At 50.4% G+C, this 18,232-nt stretch carries 13 protein-coding genes; 3 read left to right on the top strand and 10 right to left on the bottom strand.

Annotation, left to right across the window (positions count from 1 at the left end):
• Positions 1-35: 35 nt before the first annotated feature.
• Entirely contained in the window at positions 36-1,466 is a 1,431-nt protein-coding gene (treB, locus tag Q4491_RS07265) for a PTS trehalose transporter subunit IIBC (RefSeq protein WP_237794323.1), read from the bottom strand.
• Positions 1,467-1,680: 214 nt separating this feature from the next.
• The gene (gene treR, locus Q4491_RS07260) at positions 1,681-2,643 is read right to left on the bottom strand and encodes a trehalose operon repressor TreR (protein WP_303456037.1); all 963 of its coding nucleotides are present in this window, start codon (positions 2,641-2,643) and stop codon (positions 1,681-1,683) included.
• Between the two features lie 304 nt (positions 2,644-2,947).
• Between treR and Q4491_RS07255 the strand changes: the two genes are divergently transcribed.
• Complete coding sequence (locus Q4491_RS07255) at positions 2,948-4,114, top strand: DUF1887 family CARF protein (protein WP_218384105.1); 1,167 nt, start codon at positions 2,948-2,950, stop codon at positions 4,112-4,114.
• Positions 4,115-4,179: 65 nt separating this feature from the next.
• On the opposite strand, the gene udp is transcribed toward Q4491_RS07255, so the two are convergent.
• The 4 genes from udp to Q4491_RS07235 form a co-directional block, all read right to left on the bottom strand.
• Positions 4,180-4,947 (bottom strand): uridine phosphorylase, encoded by a 768-nt coding sequence (gene udp, locus Q4491_RS07250; protein WP_218384107.1) that lies wholly within the window; start codon positions 4,945-4,947, stop codon positions 4,180-4,182.
• A gap of 369 nt (positions 4,948-5,316) precedes the next feature.
• Positions 5,317-7,794: a zinc/cadmium/mercury/lead-transporting ATPase gene (locus tag Q4491_RS07245; RefSeq protein ID WP_303456035.1), complete on the bottom strand. Its 2,478-nt coding sequence runs from the start codon at positions 7,792-7,794 to the stop codon at positions 5,317-5,319.
• Between the two features lie 159 nt (positions 7,795-7,953).
• Entirely contained in the window at positions 7,954-8,370 is a 417-nt protein-coding gene (locus Q4491_RS07240; protein ID WP_192014856.1) for a CBS domain-containing protein, read from the bottom strand.
• 160 nt (positions 8,371-8,530) lie between these two features.
• On the bottom strand, positions 8,531-9,850 hold the full coding sequence (locus Q4491_RS07235; RefSeq protein ID WP_303456033.1) for a DUF945 family protein: 1,320 nt from the start codon (positions 9,848-9,850) through the stop codon (positions 8,531-8,533).
• 169 nt (positions 9,851-10,019) lie between these two features.
• Between Q4491_RS07235 and Q4491_RS07230 the strand changes: the two genes are divergently transcribed.
• Positions 10,020-11,012: a 2-hydroxyacid dehydrogenase gene (locus tag Q4491_RS07230; RefSeq protein WP_218384114.1), complete on the top strand. Its 993-nt coding sequence runs from the start codon at positions 10,020-10,022 to the stop codon at positions 11,010-11,012.
• Between the two features lie 191 nt (positions 11,013-11,203).
• Complete coding sequence (locus tag Q4491_RS07225; protein WP_192014853.1) at positions 11,204-11,752, top strand: hypothetical protein; 549 nt, start codon at positions 11,204-11,206, stop codon at positions 11,750-11,752.
• Between the two features lie 180 nt (positions 11,753-11,932).
• Here the strand turns inward: Q4491_RS07225 and sucD are convergent, their stop codons facing one another.
• The 4 genes from sucD to sucA all read right to left on the bottom strand — a co-directional run bounded on the left by sucD (position 11,933) and on the right by sucA (position 18,163).
• Entirely contained in the window at positions 11,933-12,805 is an 873-nt protein-coding gene (gene sucD / locus Q4491_RS07220; protein ID WP_218384116.1) for a succinate--CoA ligase subunit alpha, read from the bottom strand.
• A gap of 2 nt (positions 12,806-12,807) precedes the next feature.
• Positions 12,808-13,974 carry an ADP-forming succinate--CoA ligase subunit beta gene (sucC, locus tag Q4491_RS07215; RefSeq protein ID WP_218384119.1) on the bottom strand — a complete coding sequence of 389 codons (1,167 nt, stop codon included), beginning with the start codon at positions 13,972-13,974 and terminating at the stop codon, positions 12,808-12,810.
• 131 nt (positions 13,975-14,105) lie between these two features.
• Entirely contained in the window at positions 14,106-15,317 is a 1,212-nt protein-coding gene (gene odhB, locus Q4491_RS07210; RefSeq protein ID WP_192014850.1) for a 2-oxoglutarate dehydrogenase complex dihydrolipoyllysine-residue succinyltransferase, read from the bottom strand.
• 32 nt (positions 15,318-15,349) lie between these two features.
• Positions 15,350-18,163 (bottom strand): 2-oxoglutarate dehydrogenase E1 component, encoded by a 2,814-nt coding sequence (sucA, locus tag Q4491_RS07205; RefSeq protein ID WP_303456027.1) that lies wholly within the window; start codon positions 18,161-18,163, stop codon positions 15,350-15,352.
• Positions 18,164-18,232: the final 69 nt, after the last annotated feature.

Raw genomic sequence — 18,232 nt, 5'->3', positions numbered from 1 at the left:
GGCAGCCGGAACACTGCCGTTGAAAGTGATTGCCGTTACGCGGCTTGTGGTTGCTGATCGAGCTTGCCTTTCGCAGCGGCACGCTTGTACATCACAATGGTCAGCACCAGCGGCACCACAATTGCCACCAGCATCGCCAGCAGATAGATCAGCCAGTACTGGGGCTGAATAGACAGAATACCCGGCAAACCACCGACCCCAATGCCGTTGGCCATCACACCGGCGGCACCGCAAATTGCTGCAGCCAGTGCTGAACCTGTCATGGCACTCAGCATAGGGAATTTATATTTGAGGTTAATCCCGTACATGGCCGGCTCTGTCACCCCCAGGTAAGCTGAAATCGCGGCGGGTACGGAAATCTCACGCTCATTTTCTTTCTTGCTGATGATGATAATGCCGACCACGGCAGATGCCTGAGCAATATTAGACAGCGCAATCAAAGGCCAGATAGGCGTTCCGCCCATGTCCTGCATCAGCTGCAAATCCACGGCGTTGGTAGTGTGGTGAATACCGGTAATTACCAGCGGGGCGTACAGGAAGCCAAATAACACGGCCCCGAGAATCGCAAAATCCCCTGTCATGGCCGCTTTCGCGACATACGCCACACCATCGCCCAGCATACGTCCGAACGGACCTATCAGGGCATGAGCCAGGACAACCGCCGTTACCAGCGAAATGAAAGGAACGATAACCAGGTACAAATAATCCGGGATAATGCGTCTGAGATTGGTTTCAATAAAGGCTAACGCAATACCGGCCAGCATGGCGGGGATCACCTGAGCCTGATAGCCCACTTTCTCAATCACAAACCAGCCGAAATCCCACACTTCCGGCACTTGCTTACCGATCAGATAAGCATTCATCAATTGTGGTGAGACCAGGGTTATCCCCAGTACTATGCCCAATATAGGTGTGCCGCCCAGTTTTTTCACGGTTGACCAGCACACACCTACAGGCAGGAAGAAGAAAATTGCTTCACCAATCAGCCATAAAAAGGCATGCACCTGCGCCCAGAACGGGCTGATCTGGGTGAGAGTTTGGCCATCAAACATCGCAATATCGCCGATGACATTTCTGAAACCGAGGATCAGACCGCCGGTGATAATGGCAGGTAACAGGGGAACAAAGATTTCGGCCAGGTGAGAGATACCGCGCTCAAGCAAGCTCATATTCTGGCGGGCGGCGACTTTTGCCTCATCTTTACTGACCGCTTTGTCACCTAACATTGCATTGAGCTGCTTATACACCTGGTCAACTTCGGTGCCAATCACCACCTGAAATTGCCCGGCGTTAGTAAAACAACCTTTCACCATAGCAATGGCTTCCAGATCAGGCACACTCGCCGCTTTCGGGTCTTTCAATACAAAACGCAACCGGGTCAGGCAGTGGCTGACACTGACGATGTTTGCCTCGCCGCCTATTCTGGCGACCAGCTGCTCTATCTGCTGCTTATCTATTTTACTCATGCCAATATCCGTCTAAGTCGTAAGGTACACAGGGTATTGTTATTGTTTTTACATTTTTGGGAATGTTCCCAACCAATAACCCCAATGATGAACCCGATAGAAAACATTGCAAATGGGAATGTTCCCATTTTGTGTTTCAGCTCACGAAGCGTGTCATTTTATTCAGAATAGACGGTAAACGGAGGAGTATGTGCCTGAACGCTCAGGCACACAATCAGAATGGCAGACAGGAACGCTGCACCAGATGGGTGACATCCGCACTCTGGCGAAGGTGCTGTAACAGCAGATCGGCGGCGCGCTGACCCGCGTCAAAATATCCGGGATCGACACTGAAGGTGTTGGGAAACATAAACTGCAGCAAATCTGTCGCCCCGACACCAGACACCAGAACGTCGGTCCGGTTTAACTCCTGCAGTCTTTTTGCCACCCCCATCGCCAGAGTATCACTGGCACAGACAATGGCCTGGGTCTGCGTGGAAAGCACAGCGTCTGTTAATGTGTAAGCACTGTCATAACTGAGCTCGCCGGTTTGATAACAAGGCTCAATGTGCTGTTGCGCACAGGCTTCCAGATAAGCGTCCAGACGCAATTGCCCTGTTGTCCGGTCAGCAGGATCAACCCCCATATAGCTGATATGTTTGAGGCCCTTGCCGGTGAACTGAGCCATCGCCAGGAAAATCATGCCCTTGTTGTCGTAACTGACAGATGAGACAGAATCGGTATCAACAGCAATCACAACGGCACGTTGTGTAAAGCTGTCTAAAATAGCGCAATCAAACCCGGAGAAACCAAATACGATGACCCCGTCGACATTACGCTTTTCCAGCACCGCGATGTGCTCGCGGGTTTTATCGGTACAGAACTGGCTTTCCATGATAACGGCGTCATAATCAGCCGCGTAGATGACTTCCAGAATACCGCGCACCGCTTTATTTTCTGACGGCGAATCCAGCCGCGAAACAAGAATACCAATGACCCTGCTGTTACCACCACGCATTGATTGGGCTGACTTAGACGGCACATAGCCGGATTCCCGGATCACCTGCTCCACTTTTTCTCGTGTCGCCGGTTTCACTCGCGGATCGTGTGTCAGCACTCTGGAGACGGTTGATTTACCCACCCCGGCCAGTTTAGCGATATCAAGAATAGTCAGTTTTTGTGCCTGTTTTGGTGTCATAGCGCCCTCAGTTCAATACGTCCCCGGGGAAGGGCTTCAGGTTCACAGCCTGCATAAATGCTGTATTGTCACAGTCTTAGAGACAAATGCAATGCCTTTATACCGCAACATCCCCTCACACAAAAAATGCACCAAATTGACAATCCCCCAACAAAAACGGCGGAGATATCCGATACTTTCTTTAAGTGCTTGAAATAAGTTTTCCATGCACCCATATAAAATAAATACTTACTCACTTTCTGGTGTCGGCCGTTTCTGGCTTTCTGTTCTTTGCCGGTATCAGCCGAAGTACAAAAGGATAATTATGATTACTCATGTTGGCATTATCGATCAGGACCCGGTCAGGCTGATCACTTCCCTTTTAGACCACGGTGTCCCAGCCGGAAAGATGATTTTTATCGGTACAGAAGCGCAGCAAGAAACTTATGGCCGCCTGAGTTCGATACTGATACCCCGCGATATTGAGACTGAATTTTTCACCATTCCCGACTCCATCAATATTACAACCCTTCGCCAGCGACTGAATGAACTGGCAACCCGTTTGAAAGAGTCAAACAGTGAAGTTTGGTTCAATGCCAGTTGCGGCCTTCGCCACCGCCTGCTGTCTGCCTATGAGGTGTTCAGGAGCTACCAATGGCCGATTTATGTCATTGAGCCCTACAGTGATGAGATGTGCTGGCTGTATCCCGCCGGCCGGGAGCAACAGCAGGTTGAAGACCGCATCCAGCTCACCGATTACCTGACTATCTTCGGCGCGCGTGCCGAGTTGCCCGAAACAAGTGTACCGGAAGCCCTCAATCAGCAGCTCTGGGATCTGGGGCAACGCTGGGCAAGCTCAGCGCTGGAACTTGGCCCCGGGCTGGCCACTCTGAATTATCTGGCGACAACGTGCCGCAAAGAACAGAAGCTGGATGTCGAGTTGAGTGACAAACAGCAGGGATACAAAGAACTGGCTCTACTGATCAACGATCTGCAGGAAACTGGCTTGGCACACTATGACAATGGCATTCTGACGTTCAAACACGAAGAAGCCCGACGCTTTGCCAACGGTGAATGGCTGGAGAACCTGGTTCACAGTACCGTAAGAGCTATTCAAAGCAAGCTGCCTACCATACAGGATCATTCACTGGGCGTTCAGGTGTATCGTCAGATTGGCGATCGGGAAGTACGCAATGAGCTTGATGTGGCGACTGTCGTTAATAACAAGCTGCATATCATTGAGTGTAAAACCAAAGGCATGCGGGATGATGGTGACGATACCCTGTACAAACTGGAATCCCTGCGAGATTTGTTAGGTGGCCTGCAGGCACGTGCCATGCTGGTGAGTTTCCGCCCTCTTCGTCACCATGATCTGATACGGGCTGAAGATTTAGGGCTGGCGATTATCGGCCCTGAACAGCTGGGTGAGCTGGAGCAACACCTGCATACCTGGTTCAAAGCTGCCGGCGGCCAGGCCAACCGACTGCTGTGACCACTTTGGTGCGGCGAAAAAAAACCGATGCATCTGGCATCGGTTTTTTTATGTCCGGTAACTGATTACTTGTTCAGCATACGACGAGCTGCGTCAACAACAACACGGATAGCACGTGCTTCTGTTTCTTTCAGCGTCGTGTGATCAGGCGTCTCTTTCTGAGTACGGTTGATAATCACACCCGCCACACAGCCGGCACGCAGACCCGAGCTAGCACACATGGTCAGTAAGGTGGCCGATTCCATTTCAAAATTCAGCACACCCATGTCCTGCCATTCTTTCATCGAACCCTGGAAACGACGGACAACGCGGCCAGAGAACGTGTCGTAGCGCTCCTGTCCCGGATAGAAAGTATCACTGGAAGCCGTCACACCTGTGTGCACTCCTGTGTCTTCCGCATCGCACGCTTCTTTCATCGCAGTCGCCACGTCGAAATCAGCCACTGCCGGGAATTCCATTGGCGCAAAGTGCAGGCTGGCACCGTCCAGGCGCACAGAGCCAGTGGTCACTATCATGTCACCCACGTTGATATGCGGCTGAATTGCACCTGTCGTACCAACACGCAGGAAAGTACGTACACCCAGTTGAGCCAGCTCTTCAACAGCAATTGAGGTGGATGGGCCACCGATACCGGTCGAACATACTACAACGGATTTACCATCCAGCTTTGCACGATACAGCGTGTACTCACGGGCACTGTTTAAAAACTCAGGCTCATCCATCAGGTTGGCAATTTTTTCAACGCGTGCCGGGTCACCGGGAATAATAGCAATTTCAGCGCCCTGAAGATCAGCTTTAGTAACACCCAGATGGAATACCGCGGTCTCAGACATAATTCTATCCTTCATTGTGTGGCCTGCTTTGTGGCGGCCTATTATGGGATCTTATTCAACAACTTGAACTCTCGAATACCCGCTAACCATAGCTCATCACTGCCAGCATATTGGTGATTAACATCACATTAAAAGCACATGTAAATGCAACGGATTCACTAAAATAGATCATATGTCACACTATTATGCAATCTGGTTTCTTTTCCTGAAGCCATGCACTTTCACCAGACAGAAGGCATCCGTTTTGGTTTTAGCTTGAGCAATCAATGTTATATGTTGCCTTATTAAGGCTCTGCATAAAGAAAAGGCTCGAGCCAGTGCTCAAGCCTTCTGATTGTAGCTCAGCCTGAGCGCTGAACCAGCATCACATTACTTGCCTGGCTTAAACCGCAGCAATCTCAGCGCATTCACAGTCACCAGCGCTGTGGCACCGCTGTCTGCCAGTACGGCAACCCAAAGCCCTGTCCAGCCCAGCAAAGTGGTGAACAGGAAGATCAACTTGAGGCCCAGGGCCAGACTGATGTTCTGACGGATATTGGCCAGCGTCATTCGCGATAAAGCAATCATGTCCGGTAATTCGTTAAGACGGTTATGGGTCAGTGCCGCATCGGCGGTTTCCAGTGCCACGTCCGTGCCGCTTCCCATTGCGATGCCGACACTGGCCATTTTCATCGCCGGCGCATCATTAATGCCGTCGCCCACCATAGCCACTTTATAGTCACGGCTCCACTGAGCGACTTCAGTGACTTTATCTTCGGGCAACAGGCTGGCCCGAAAATCGACACCGACCTCAGAAGCGATTGCCTTAGCAGCCCGCAAGTTATCACCGGTTAACATCACACTGCGAATGCCTAACGTTTTGAGCCTGTCGACCGCCACCAGGGCATCTTCACGCAGATTATCCCGCCAGGCGATCAGTCCGACCGGCACGTTATCGCGTAGCACCACTACCAGGGTTTTTCCTTCATCGCTCAGGTTGTCGATGTCAGCCTGCTGGGATTGGGTTATCCGGCCGGGATCATCAAGACGATCTGTGGCGAGAAGGTGGATGACAGTACCAGCAACCACACCCTGTATCCCGCGGCCAGGCAGCGCTTTGCGGTTTTCAGCATGCGGCACCGCCAACCCCTGCTGGCGGGCTTTTTCGATCACAGCCTGCGCCAGCGGATGCAGCGATCCAGTTTCTATTGCGGCGGCTTCGCTAAGCAGCTTTGTTTCATCGCCTTGCCAGACGAGCACATCCGTTACCCGCGGTTTACCCTGGGTTAAGGTGCCTGTCTTATCAAACGCGACCACCTGCGTCTGGCCCAATTGCTCCAGTGCCGCACCGCCTTTAATCAGGGCTCCGCGACGCGCCGCTGCCGCCAGTCCCGAGGTAATAGCCGCCGGGGTTGAGATCACCAGGGCACATGGGCAGGCAATCAGCAGTAATGTCAGTCCTTTATACAGCCATTCATCCCAGGACAGGCCAAACAACACAGTCGGAACCAACACAATCAGCGTCGCCAGAGCAATCATCGCAGGGGTGTACCAGCGGCTGAAACGATCAATAAAACGTTCTATCGGTGCTTTACTGGCTTCTGCGTTTTCAATCAGGTGCAGTATACGGTCGATGGCATTTTCACCCTGTTCAGACTCGACTTTGACCCGCACCAGATGATCGGCCGACAGTGAGCCGGCAAGAATTCGCTCTCCCGCAAAGCGCTCTACAGGCACTGATTCACCGGTTAAGGCACTTTCATCAAAGCTGGCTGCCTTATCAAGCAATATGGCATCAGCGGGCAGCCGGGCACCCGGTGCCACTTCAATAACATCGCCGGGACGGAGCTGATCAGCCGCCACTTCGCGTACCTGGCCGTTGGTGTCGACACGCATCGCTGTCTCCGGCACCAGCGCCATAAGAGCTTTTACCCCGCTGCGGGCACGGGCAGACGCATAGCCTTCCAGTTGTTCACCAATGAGAAACAGCAATAACACCATCGCCGCTTCAGCCGTTTCGCCCAGATAGAGCGCGCCAACAGCAGCCACACTCATCAGGGTTTCAATTGAAAACGGCGAACCGTTTTTAGCCAGTTTGATGGCTTTACCAATAATCGGGGTCAAGCCCACCAGCGTGGTGGCTGAAAAAGCAATCAACCCCAACGTGTCAGACTGAGTGGATATTAAATAAGACACTAAAACCAGGGCGGCTGTCAGCGCGAGCATGCCATAAGTCTGCATGAACCCCGGAGCAGGGGCATCCTTACTCTGCTGCGGCCGACGCAATGGGAAGCCCGTTGCTTTGGCGGTGGCCTCCACCTCAGACATCATGCGCGATGACGTTCCGGCGACCACCAACTTCTCTGTGGAAAAGATCACCGATGCCTGCTCGACACCGTCGATAGCCAGAATAGCTTTTTCCAGCTTTGCAGCACAGCTCGGACAATCCATGCCCTGCACTTGCCAGCTAAAACGCGCAACGCCAGTTGGTTCAGTACTTTGCTGAGGGGCTGCGCCCTTTGCCGGCGATGCCTGATGAAAGGTGTTTGGATTATCCGACTCATAGGAATGAGTGGCAGCGGAGCCTGACGGCGTCGTATGGGGGGTAATTTGCCGGATACCGGACAAGGCAGCAGCCTTATCGCCATGGGGCTGTGTTGACAATAAAACTCGCCGCCTGGCGGGGTCGCTCTCTTCACTGCCTCCTGAGTCGCACGATCCTTCACAGCAACCTGCCGTCACAGAAGCGGACACACCACCGGCAGCAGAGACAGCCATTGCGCCCTGTTCGACACATACACTGCTGCCGGTACTGGCAGGCTTGATGGTATGGATGTGCGGTTTTTTATTATGGCATTGATGACACATACTGTTATTCCTTATTCAGTCAAAGTAAGCTTCTGGATAAATATAAACCTTGGAGTTACCTCCAAGGTCAAGCGATAAATACAGATCTCAATCATTGAGTGAATGGATGAATACAGAGCTCAAAAATACAGGCGCTGAGCAGCGCCTGTACAAACAGCATTAAACCGGGTGCTTAAAGCAATCACCAATTTGATCACTGATAGCGGAAAGCACATTGCGGCGGGTAATAATACCAACCAGTCTCCCGCCTTCCACAACCGGATACAGCTTAGGTTTTTGCCCGGACATGGTTTCAGCAAGAGTAATAATGCTGGTCTCCGGGTTGACTGTCAGCACATCCGTACGCATGACATCACCCACTGTGTGGGTATCCTGGCAGTGATAACCGACTTTCAGTAACTTCTGAATAAAATCCTGTTCAGACACAAAGCCCACCACTCTGCGGTACTCATCAACAACAGGCCCGCCAATCTGCTTGGATGACAGCATCTTGTCCAACGCTTTAGACAACGACATACCTGCTTCAAAGGTTACCGGTCGGGTATTCATATAATCTCTGACTTTAATCGACTCCATGTATCCCCCTGAAATTTTTCTTATATAACCGCAGGCAGATTCAGAGTGTGTCAATCTGAGTGCTTATCCCTGCGCCGATACCTTAAGTGTCGTCGATTTCAGCAAAATGTCTAAATTGATAGGTTCTATTTTATTCATTGCCGTTACCTATGATGCGTGCTTAAGAAAGGAGCAACATCATAAACATAGCCAGGGGTAATTGATCGCCATTACCCAGAATTACCTTATCGCCCACCAGTTTCAGAGCAATAAATGCCCTGTCTTCTTTAATCGTCAGCACACCGCTTTTAACCAGCCTGTCGGTCTGAGGTTCCAGCCCTTCAGTCCATGTCAGCAACTCGGACGGGAACTCAAAATACATATCACCATCAAGTTTGCTGGTAATTTGTGCCAGATTCTGCGACGCGCGCGCCAAGCCAGGCTGCACAGTAAGACGAACATTGCCTTTTATTGGCCCTTCCGGTGCTGCCACACTGATATCTTTCAGGTTCACGGTCAGCCCTTTGGCAACCAGCAGATCCAGCGCTAACGCCATATCCTGAACCTGAGCCGGGGATAATTCGCCGTCCAGCTGATCACCCAGCGCACTGAGCCGGGTTACCGCGTCATAATTGAGATCAGACAACAGTAAATCGACATTGAATCTCTGGTATTGCTTACCGTCCAGACTGGTCAGAGACGCGATGCTGAGCTGGTTGCTGTTTGTTAACTGGGCACTGACTGCCGGGCTATCCTCTGTCGCCGCTTTACCTTCTGACAGACTATTGAGTGACGCTACCTTAATGGTATCCAGATCCACAGACTCTTGAGTCTGATGATTGGCAAAGCCCAGCTTGCTTATCTGCAGTTGCTGGTTGCCAATCCAGAAACGTCCGTCCCAGCGGCCATCCCCGCCACCTGTCACACCAGATACCTGCATGCTTTCATCTGCCACAGTCTGTAATAACGCGTCTTTCAGCGCATAACTGAAAGTGCCGTTTCCATCAGCAGAGACAGTGCCGGTAAACGTCAGCGGCTCAGACTTAAAGGCGTTGCCATCCTGATCGTTATACACAAAAGGATTCAGGGTTAAATCAAGATCGGTTTTTCTTGTCAGTGCAGTGCGCGTTGTTAAGGTTAATGGCACCGCATCGCTGCCCCACCAGGCTTCAACCTGAGAGGCGACCTTATCATCAACCACCAGCGTACTGTTGGAAGTAACCCCAAATACACCATGATGAATCTCATGTGCAATATGCCATTCAGTCGGCCAGTCCTGCTCTGCGAAAATCTCTTTCCAACTGGACTTCAGCGCAATTTTCGACACAGCATGAGAGGTCAGATATCCACGGTCATAGCGCTCAGTGGTGACAGAAACATAAGGGCTGTTGTATTCCCCCACAGTGTCCTGATAAATACGTTCGCCAATCTGACCGACTGCCAGAGGCCAGCACAACACCACTGCTACCGCACCTGCAACAGCTCCTATTTTTCCTAACATGTTTCTTTCCAATGATTATTTCGTAATGAATGCAATGAGTGTATTACAAACACCATCTTTGCTCTATGGATCAATGACTTTTATCACTGAGCACGGGTGATTAATCTGCTTGTCAGCCGGTGCGCACTGTGGGAAAGTGATCGCAATTTCAGATTCAAGGAGTGCAGTAATGAAAGTTGCCGTGTTCAGCGCCAAAAAATACGATCAAATTTCTTTCAATAAAAGCAATCAGCTTTTTGGCCACCAACTGAGTTTCTTCGATATTCAACTCAACCTGCAAACCGCGAAACTGGCCCACGGCTATGATGTTGTCTGCGCATTTGTGAACGACGACCTGAGCAAACCCGTGATTGAAGCTTTATCTATTCTGGGAGTGCGTGCCATTGCCATGCGCTGTGCCGGATTTGATAAAGTGGATGTAGATGCCGCCAAAATGTACGGTCTGCAAATTGTTCGGGTTCCCGCTTACTCTCCGCAAGCCATTGCAGAACATACTGTTGGGTTAATGCTGAGTCTTAACCGTAAAATTCACCGTGCATACCAACGCACACGGGATGCCAACTTTTCATTGGATGGCCTGACGGGTTTTAACTTTTATGGCAAAACCGTCGGGGTTATCGGCACCGGCCGGATAGGTATCGCCACCATGCACATCCTGAAAGGCCTGGGCATGACCATTCTGGCCCACGATCCTTATGAAAACCCGGAAGCGATAAATCTGGGGGCGACTTACACCTCGCTGGACGAGATTTACCGCCAATCGGATGTCATTACCCTGCACTGCCCGATGAGCAAAGAGAATTACCACATGTTGGACGCGCGTTCTTTTAGCAAGATGCGCGACGGTGTCATGATCATTAATACCAGCCGTGGTGAGTTGCTTAACTCGAAAGATGCGATTGAAGCACTCAAAAGCCAGAAAATCGGCTCACTCGGAGTGGATGTCTACGAAAATGAAAAAGATTTATTCTTTGAGGATAAGTCCAACGACATTATTCAGGATGACGTTTTTCGTCGTTTATCTTCCTGCCACAATGTGCTGTTCACCGGTCATCAGGCCTTCTTAACGGAAGAAGCGCTGGCCAACATCGCCGACACCACGCTCTCGAATCTCAATCATTTTGCGCAAGGGACAAAATCTGGCAACGAATTAATACAATAAAAATGTTCTATCCATTATTGTGATAAAATAGCTTATTAAAAATTTGTCAATGATCACAATTATGTGATTTTTGCTGCATTTTTACTCTATTGTCCCCGTAATACGGCACTTAATCTAAGGCCAACCTGTTATTGCAGGGACGAGTTGATTAAAATGCTCCAATTCATTTTTTGTTCTTTGGATGAAGATTCATGCGTAAATCGTTTATCGCTGGTGCCCTGCTACTATCATTGGCTTCAGCAGCTCAAGCTAATTCAGCTAATACTATGAGTAACTTCAGCTACGACTATACAGAAGTGCGAATTGGCCTGAGCCCATTAACCTATGGTGCAGGTTTCAGCAAATCTATCCACCCGAATGCACATTTAACCGGTAGCATCGATTCTGAATTCGAAAGCGACTGGGATCTTGCCTTAGGTGTTGGCTTCCATGCACCTATTAACAACTGGGCTGATCTGACGGGTGAGCTTAAAGCGCGCAACATCAAGAACAAAGACGAGTTTAACGACAGCACAGGCAAAACAGGTATGGAAATCAACCTGGGTGTTCGTCAATGGTTAGGCCCGCAACTTGAAGTAGGTGCCAAGCTCGGCCACATTAACGTCCATAAAATCGAAGAAACATTCGGTTCTGTTTATGGCCGTTTCCACGCCACTGAGCTGTTTTCAATCGGCGCTGAAGGTCGTTTTAACGATGTTTACGGCGATCAACTGTTACTAACTACCCGCTTCAAATACTAAGCGGATACGTGTAATGCATTAACAAAAGCCCGGCGCAATCACGCCGGGCTTTTTTGTTTGATGCGCCTCACTCAACAGCCAAGTAAGGCTTTACGCCAGGTAAAACTAATACACGAGCTGAGATCAAAAAAAGCCCGTCAATAACGGGCTTCTTGTTGCAGTCGTAGTCTGACTTGTCTATTACCAGCCAGTAACTTCTCTCAGTGCTTTACCGATCTCTGCCAGGCTTTTAACGGTTTTAACGCCCGCAGATTCCAGTGCTGCGAACTTATCTTCCGCAGTACCTTTACCACCAGAAATAATTGCACCGGCATGGCCCATACGCTTACCTGGAGGAGCAGTCACACCCGCAATATAAGAAACAACCGGTTTAGTGACATTCTCTTTGATAAATGCTGCTGCTTCTTCTTCCGCAGTACCACCGATTTCACCAATCATCACGATTGCTTCAGTCTCAGGGTCTTCCTGGAACAATTTCAGGATATCAATGAAGTTTGACCCTGGAATCGGGTCACCACCAATACCTACACAAGTAGACTGGCCGAAACCTTCATCTGTGGTTTGTTTTACTGCTTCATAAGTCAGGGTTCCTGAACGAGAAACAATACCCACTTTACCTTTCTTGTGAATATGACCAGGCATGATGCCGATCTTACATTCATCAGGTGTGATCACACCCGGGCAGTTAGGACCAATCATGCGAACACCGGTTTCTTCCAGCTTCACTTTCACGTCGATCATATCTGTTGTCGGGATACCCTCAGTGATGGTAACGATCAGTTTGATACCCGCATCAATCGCTTCCAGAATGGCATCTTTACAAAATGGTGCCGGAACGTAGATAACAGAAGCTGTTGCACCTGTTGCTTCTACGGCTTCGCGCACAGTGTTGAACACTGGCAAATCCAGGTGTGTTGTACCGCCTTTACCTGGTGACACACCGCCAACCATTTGCGTACCGTATGCAATTGCCTGCTCAGAGTGGAAAGTACCCTGACCGCCAGTGAAACCCTGGCAGATAACTTTAGTGTCTTTATTAATTAGTACAGACATTCTTATTTGCCCTCCGCAGCAGCAACAACTTTCTGAGCTGCGTCGGTTAGCGACTCAGCTGCAATGATATCCAGACCTGACTTGGCCAGTACTTCGCGACCCAGGTCAGCGTTAGTACCTTCCAGACGAACCACAACCGGTACAGTCACGCCAACTTCTTTAACCGCGCCGATGATACCTTCTGCAATCATGTCGCAACGAACGATACCACCGAAGATGTTAACCAGTACGGCTTTAACATTATCGTCAGACAGGATGATCTTGAATGCTTCTGCAACGCGCTCTTTGGTCGCACCGCCACCAACATCCAGGAAGTTTGCCGGCTTGCCGCCGTGCAGGTTTACAATGTCCATGGTACCCATGGCCAGACCCGCACCGTTCACCATACAGCCAACGTTACCGTCCAGAGCAACATAGTTCAGCTCCCATTGTGCTGCGTGTGCTTCACGTGCATCTTCCTGAGAAGCATCGTGCATATCACGCAGTTTGGGCTGGCGGTACATGGCGTTTGAATCGATGTTGATTTTACCGTCCAGGCACAGCAGGTTACCTTCACCGGTAATCACAAGCGGGTTAATCTCCAGCAGAGCCAGGTCATACTGAGCAAACATCTGGCCCAGCCCCATGAAGATTTTCACAAACTGCTTGATCTGATCGCCTTTCAGGCCCAGTTTAAATGCCAGTTCACGACCCTGATAGGCCTGTGGGCCAACCAGTGGATCGATAGCCGCTTTGTGGATCAGCTCAGGGGTTTCTTCGGCAACTTTCTCAATTTCCACACCACCTTCAGTTGATGCCATGAAAACGATACGGCGAGTACCACGGTCTACAACAGCACCCAGATACAGTTCGTTTGCAATGTTAGAGGCTTCTTCAACCAGGATTTTGGTTACCGGCTGACCGTTTGCATCAGTCTGATAAGTCACCAGGTTTTTACCCAGCCACTTTTGTGCAAATTCTTTAAGGCCTTCTTTGGTGTCATGCAGTTCTACGCCGCCCGCTTTACCGCGGCCACCAGCGTGAACCTGACATTTGATGACCCACTTATCACCGCCGATTTTACCTGCTGCTTCAGCAGCCTCTTGTGGGGTATCACAAGCATAGCCTTCAGGAACTGGCAGGCCATACTCAGCAAAAAGTTGTTTTGCCTGATATTCGTGCAGATTCATTATGTTCTATCCGTTCTCTAATCCCTGTGGGACGTGTTATATCCATTGAAATACTCTTGGGTATTCCTTCGTCAATCAATCTGGCTCAACAACCGCCACCTCAGAACAGTGGCGGGTCGTTATGCGCAGTGTTACACGTCCAGAAGCAGACGTGTTGGGTCTTCAAGTAATTCTTTAACGGTTACCAGGTAGCCTACCGACTCTTTACCGTCAATCAGACGGTGGTCATAAGACAGCGCCAGGTACATCATAGGCAGGATTTCAACCTTACCATCAACGGCCATTGGACGGTCCTGGATCTTATGCATACCCAGAATAGCGCCCTGAGGTGGGTTGATAATTGGCGTAGACATCAGCGAGCCGAATACACCACCGTTGGTGATAGTGAAGTTACCGCCAGTCAGTTCATCAACTGTCAGCTTGCCGTCACGGCCCTTGATTGCCAGTTCACGGATACCTTTTTCGATCTCAGCCAGGCTCAGCTTGTCACAATCACGCAGTACCGGGGTAACCAGACCACGAGGGGTTGATACGGCAATGCTGACATCGAAGAAGTTGTGGTAAACAACATCATCACCGTCAATAGACGCATTCACTTCCGGGAAACGCTTCAGCGCTTCAACAACCGCTTTGACATAGAAAGACATAAAGCCCAGACGAATACCATGACGCTCTTCAAAGATGCCTTGGTACTGCTTACGCAAGTCCATGATTGGCTTCATGTTCACTTCATTGAAGGTCGTCAGCATCGCTGTGCTGTTCTTCGCTTCCAGCAGACGCTCCGCAATACGCTTACGCAGACGGGTCATAGGGACACGCTTTTCACTGCGATGGGCCAGAGGAGCTTCCACTTTCGCTTCAGCAACCGGAGCTGCAGATGCAGACTTGCCATTTTTCACGAAGGCTTCTACGTCTTCACGAGTGATACGGCCACCCACACCACTACCTTTCACAGCCGATGCATCGATACCGTGCTCGCTGATAAGACGGCGTACAGCCGGGCTCAGCGCATCATTGGTCTCTTCAGCCAAAGAAGCAGTAGTACGTTTTGTTGGTGACGCTTCCGCACTGGCAGTCGTATCTTTAGTTGGTTCGCCGGCAACCGCGCCTGCTTTGATTTTACCCAGCAGCTGCTTGGTCAGCACTGTGGTACCTTCTTCCTCGAAAATAGCTTCAAGAATGCCATCTTCAGGTGCAGGTACTTCCAGCACTACTTTATCCGTTTCGATATCTACCAGAACTTCATCACGGCTTACTGCATCACCTGGTTTCTTGTGCCAGGTGGCTACGGTTGCGTCTGCTACTGATTCAGGTAAATCGGGAACCAGAATTTCGATTGTCATCTCAGTTTGTCCTTTTTGTTCCAGCTCTGGGTTTATTGTTCTGTATTCAGTGCGTCATCAATCAACGCTTTCTGTTGTTTCAAGTGTACTGACATATAACCAACGGCAGGTGAAGCTGACGCTGGGCGGCCGGCATAAGCTAGTTGCGAGCCTGCAGGCAGGGCAGCACGGAAATTATGCTGGCTGCTGTACCAGGCACCCTGGTTTTGCGGCTCTTCCTGACACCATGCGAAGTCAGTCACATGCTGATAATCAGCCAGTGCAGCTTCCACATCCTCTTTCGGGAATGGGTACAGCTGTTCAATTCGGATAATGGCGACATCCGTCTGCTCACGCTTGCGACGTTGTTCCAGCAGATCGTAATACACCTTACCTGAACACAGTACAACACGTTTCACTTGTTTCGGATCCAGCGCATCAATCTCACCGATGGCAGGCAGGAAATTACCTTCAGCCAGGTCATCCATAGTTGAAGTACACAGCGGATGACGCAGTAGTGATTTAGGCGACATGACAATCAGAGGACGACGCATCGGGCGCAGCACCTGACGACGAATCATGTGGTAAACCTGAGCCGGCGTTGAAGGAATCACAACCTGCATGTTTTGTTCAGCACACAGCTGCAGGTAACGTTCCAGACGCGCAGAGGAGTGCTCCGGGCCCTGGCCTTCATAGCCATGCGGCAGCAACATAGTCAGACCGCACATACGGCCCCACTTCTGCTCACCCGAACTGATGAACTGATCGATGACAACCTGAGCACCGTTCGCAAAATCACCGAACTGAGCTTCCCAGATTGTCAGGCCACCCGGCTCTGCCGTGGCATAGCCATATTCAAAGGCCAATACAGCTTCTTCTGACAGCACAGAGTCGAAAACCTGGAACGGACCTTGTTTGTCATGAAGGTTCGCCAAAGGCATGTATGTGCTGGCATCACCTTGATTATGCAGCACCGCATGACGATGGAAGAAAGTACCACGTCCGGAATCCTGGCCCGTAATACGGATGCGATGACCATCATCAACCAGAGTTGCATACGCCAGCGTTTCGGCCATACCCCAGTCGACACCTTTCTCACCCGCTACCATAGACTGGCGATCGTTATACAGTTTCTGTACACGGCTTTGCAGTTTGTGGCTTTCAGGATACTGACAAACACGCTGACCCAGTTCATGCAGTCGCTGACGACCAACTTTATGATCCCATTCTTTGGTCCAGTCGTGGCCCAGGTACGGAGCCCAATCCACTGAGTGCAGTTTCATCGGACGCCACTCTTTCACCACGCATTCGCCGCGGTCAAGTGCATCACGGTATTCATTGACAAGTACAGTCGCTGTTTCAGCGTCTATGCTCTTCTCGTCAACCAGAATATCTGCGTAAATCTTGCGTGGAGTTGGGTGTTTTTTGATCTTTTGGTACATCAGTGGCTGAGTCGCGCTCGGCTCATCCGCTTCGTTGTGACCATGGCGGCGGTAACAGACCAGATCAATAACCACATCACGCTTAAATTCGTTGCGGTAATCCAGCGCAAGACGAGTCACAAAAGCAACCGCTTCAGGATCATCAGCATTAACGTGGAATATCGGCGACTGCACCATCTTAGCGATATCAGTACAGTACTGCGTTGAACGGGTATCCATCGGATTAGACGTAGTGAAACCAATCTGGTTGTTCACCACAATGCGTACCGTACCACCAACACGGTAACCCCGGGACTGGGACATGTTGAAGGTTTCAGCCACTACACCCTGACCCGCGATTGCTGAGTCACCGTGAATAGTGATTGGCAGTACCATGGAACCGTCTTTGTCACCCAAGCGGTCCTGACGTGCGCGAACAGAGCCGACAACAACCGGGTTAACGATTTCAAGGTGAGAGGGGTTAAAGGCAAGGGCCAGATGCACATCGCCGCCTGGTGTCGCGAAATCAGCAGAGAAGCCCTGGTGGTATTTCACATCACCGGTTCCCCATGATTCGCCATGCTTACCGGCAAATTCATCGAACAAGTCCTGAGGCTTTTTACCCAGAACGTTCACCAGCATGTTCAGTCGACCACGGTGGGCCATTCCCACCACTACTTCCCGAACACCGCTTTTTCCGGCTGCACGAATCAGCTCTTTCATCATAGGGATAAGCGCATCACCGCCTTCCAGTGAGAAACGTTTTGCCCCTGGGAATTTCGCCCCCAGATAACGCTCCAGACCTTCGGCCGCAGTCAGTTCATCCAAAAATGTCTGCTTTTCTTCCTGAGTAAACGCGCCTTTACCGACGACTGATTCCAGACGCTGCTGAATCCAGCGTTTTTCTTCGGTATCAGTAATGTGCATGTACTCAGCACCAATTGAGCCACAATAGGTGTTTTTCAATGCCTCATAGATCTCAGAAAGCTTCATTGTCTCTTTGCCTACGGCAAATGAACCGACATTGAAGCTTTGGTCAAAATCTTCCGCAGTGAGATTATGAAACGCAGGATCCAGGTCCGGAACACGTTCCTGCTGCCATAATCCCAGCGGATCCAGGTTTGCATGCTGATGACCACGGAAACGGTATGCGTTGATAAGCTGCAGTACCTTAACCTGTTTGACATCAACATCAGGATCGCTGACGTTAGCACTTAAAAAGGTCGTCTCTTTCGCTAAACGCCGGAAGTAATCACGAACACGCGAATGCGGCTGCTCAACGACAACACCATTCACAACAGGCAGTTCACTAAAAACGTGACGCCATTCTTCGTCAACTAATTCTGGGTCGCTTAGATACAACTCGTAGAGGTCTTCTACATAAGTTGCGTTGGCGCCAGCCAGATGTGAAGACTCAAGCCAAGCCTTCATAACGCCGTTCTGCATTTTTTTCCCTTAACCACTTGTTATCGCCACTTGCACCGGTTGTTACGCCGGGCTAAAAAGCCAGCAAAT

The organism is Photobacterium sp. 2_MG-2023 (genome assembly GCF_030547675.1).
In the GTDB taxonomy this organism is placed as follows: domain Bacteria; phylum Pseudomonadota; class Gammaproteobacteria; order Enterobacterales; family Vibrionaceae; genus Photobacterium; species Photobacterium arenosum.
The sequence above is the reverse complement of the archived record's forward strand: the minus strand, read 5'-3'. Positions and strand labels throughout refer to the sequence as shown.

Excerpts from the sequence above, each read along its gene's own strand:
- Q4491_RS07235 (WP_303456033.1), bottom strand. The coding sequence starts at position 9,850 with ATGTTAGGAAAAATAGGAGCTGTTGCAGGTGCGGTAGCAGTGGTGTTG.
- Q4491_RS07245 (WP_303456035.1), bottom strand. The coding sequence starts at position 7,794 with ATGTGTCATCAATGCCATAATAAAAAACCGCACATCCATACCATCAAG.
- treB (WP_237794323.1), bottom strand. The coding sequence starts at position 1,466 with ATGAGTAAAATAGATAAGCAGCAGATAGAGCAGCTGGTCGCCAGAATA.
- udp (WP_218384107.1), bottom strand. The coding sequence starts at position 4,947 with ATGTCTGAGACCGCGGTATTCCATCTGGGTGTTACTAAAGCTGATCTT.
- sucA (WP_303456027.1), bottom strand. The coding sequence starts at position 18,163 with ATGCAGAACGGCGTTATGAAGGCTTGGCTTGAGTCTTCACATCTGGCT.
- Q4491_RS07230 (WP_218384114.1), top strand. The coding sequence starts at position 10,020 with ATGAAAGTTGCCGTGTTCAGCGCCAAAAAATACGATCAAATTTCTTTC.
- Q4491_RS07240 (WP_192014856.1), bottom strand. The coding sequence starts at position 8,370 with ATGGAGTCGATTAAAGTCAGAGATTATATGAATACCCGACCGGTAACC.
- odhB (WP_192014850.1), bottom strand. The coding sequence starts at position 15,317 with ATGACAATCGAAATTCTGGTTCCCGATTTACCTGAATCAGTAGCAGAC.
- treR (WP_303456037.1), bottom strand. The coding sequence starts at position 2,643 with ATGACACCAAAACAGGCACAAAAACTGACTATTCTTGATATCGCTAAA.
- Q4491_RS07255 (WP_218384105.1), top strand. The coding sequence starts at position 2,948 with ATGATTACTCATGTTGGCATTATCGATCAGGACCCGGTCAGGCTGATC.
- sucC (WP_218384119.1), bottom strand. The coding sequence starts at position 13,974 with ATGAATCTGCACGAATATCAGGCAAAACAACTTTTTGCTGAGTATGGC.
- Q4491_RS07225 (WP_192014853.1), top strand. The coding sequence starts at position 11,204 with ATGCGTAAATCGTTTATCGCTGGTGCCCTGCTACTATCATTGGCTTCA.
- sucD (WP_218384116.1), bottom strand. The coding sequence starts at position 12,805 with ATGTCTGTACTAATTAATAAAGACACTAAAGTTATCTGCCAGGGTTTC.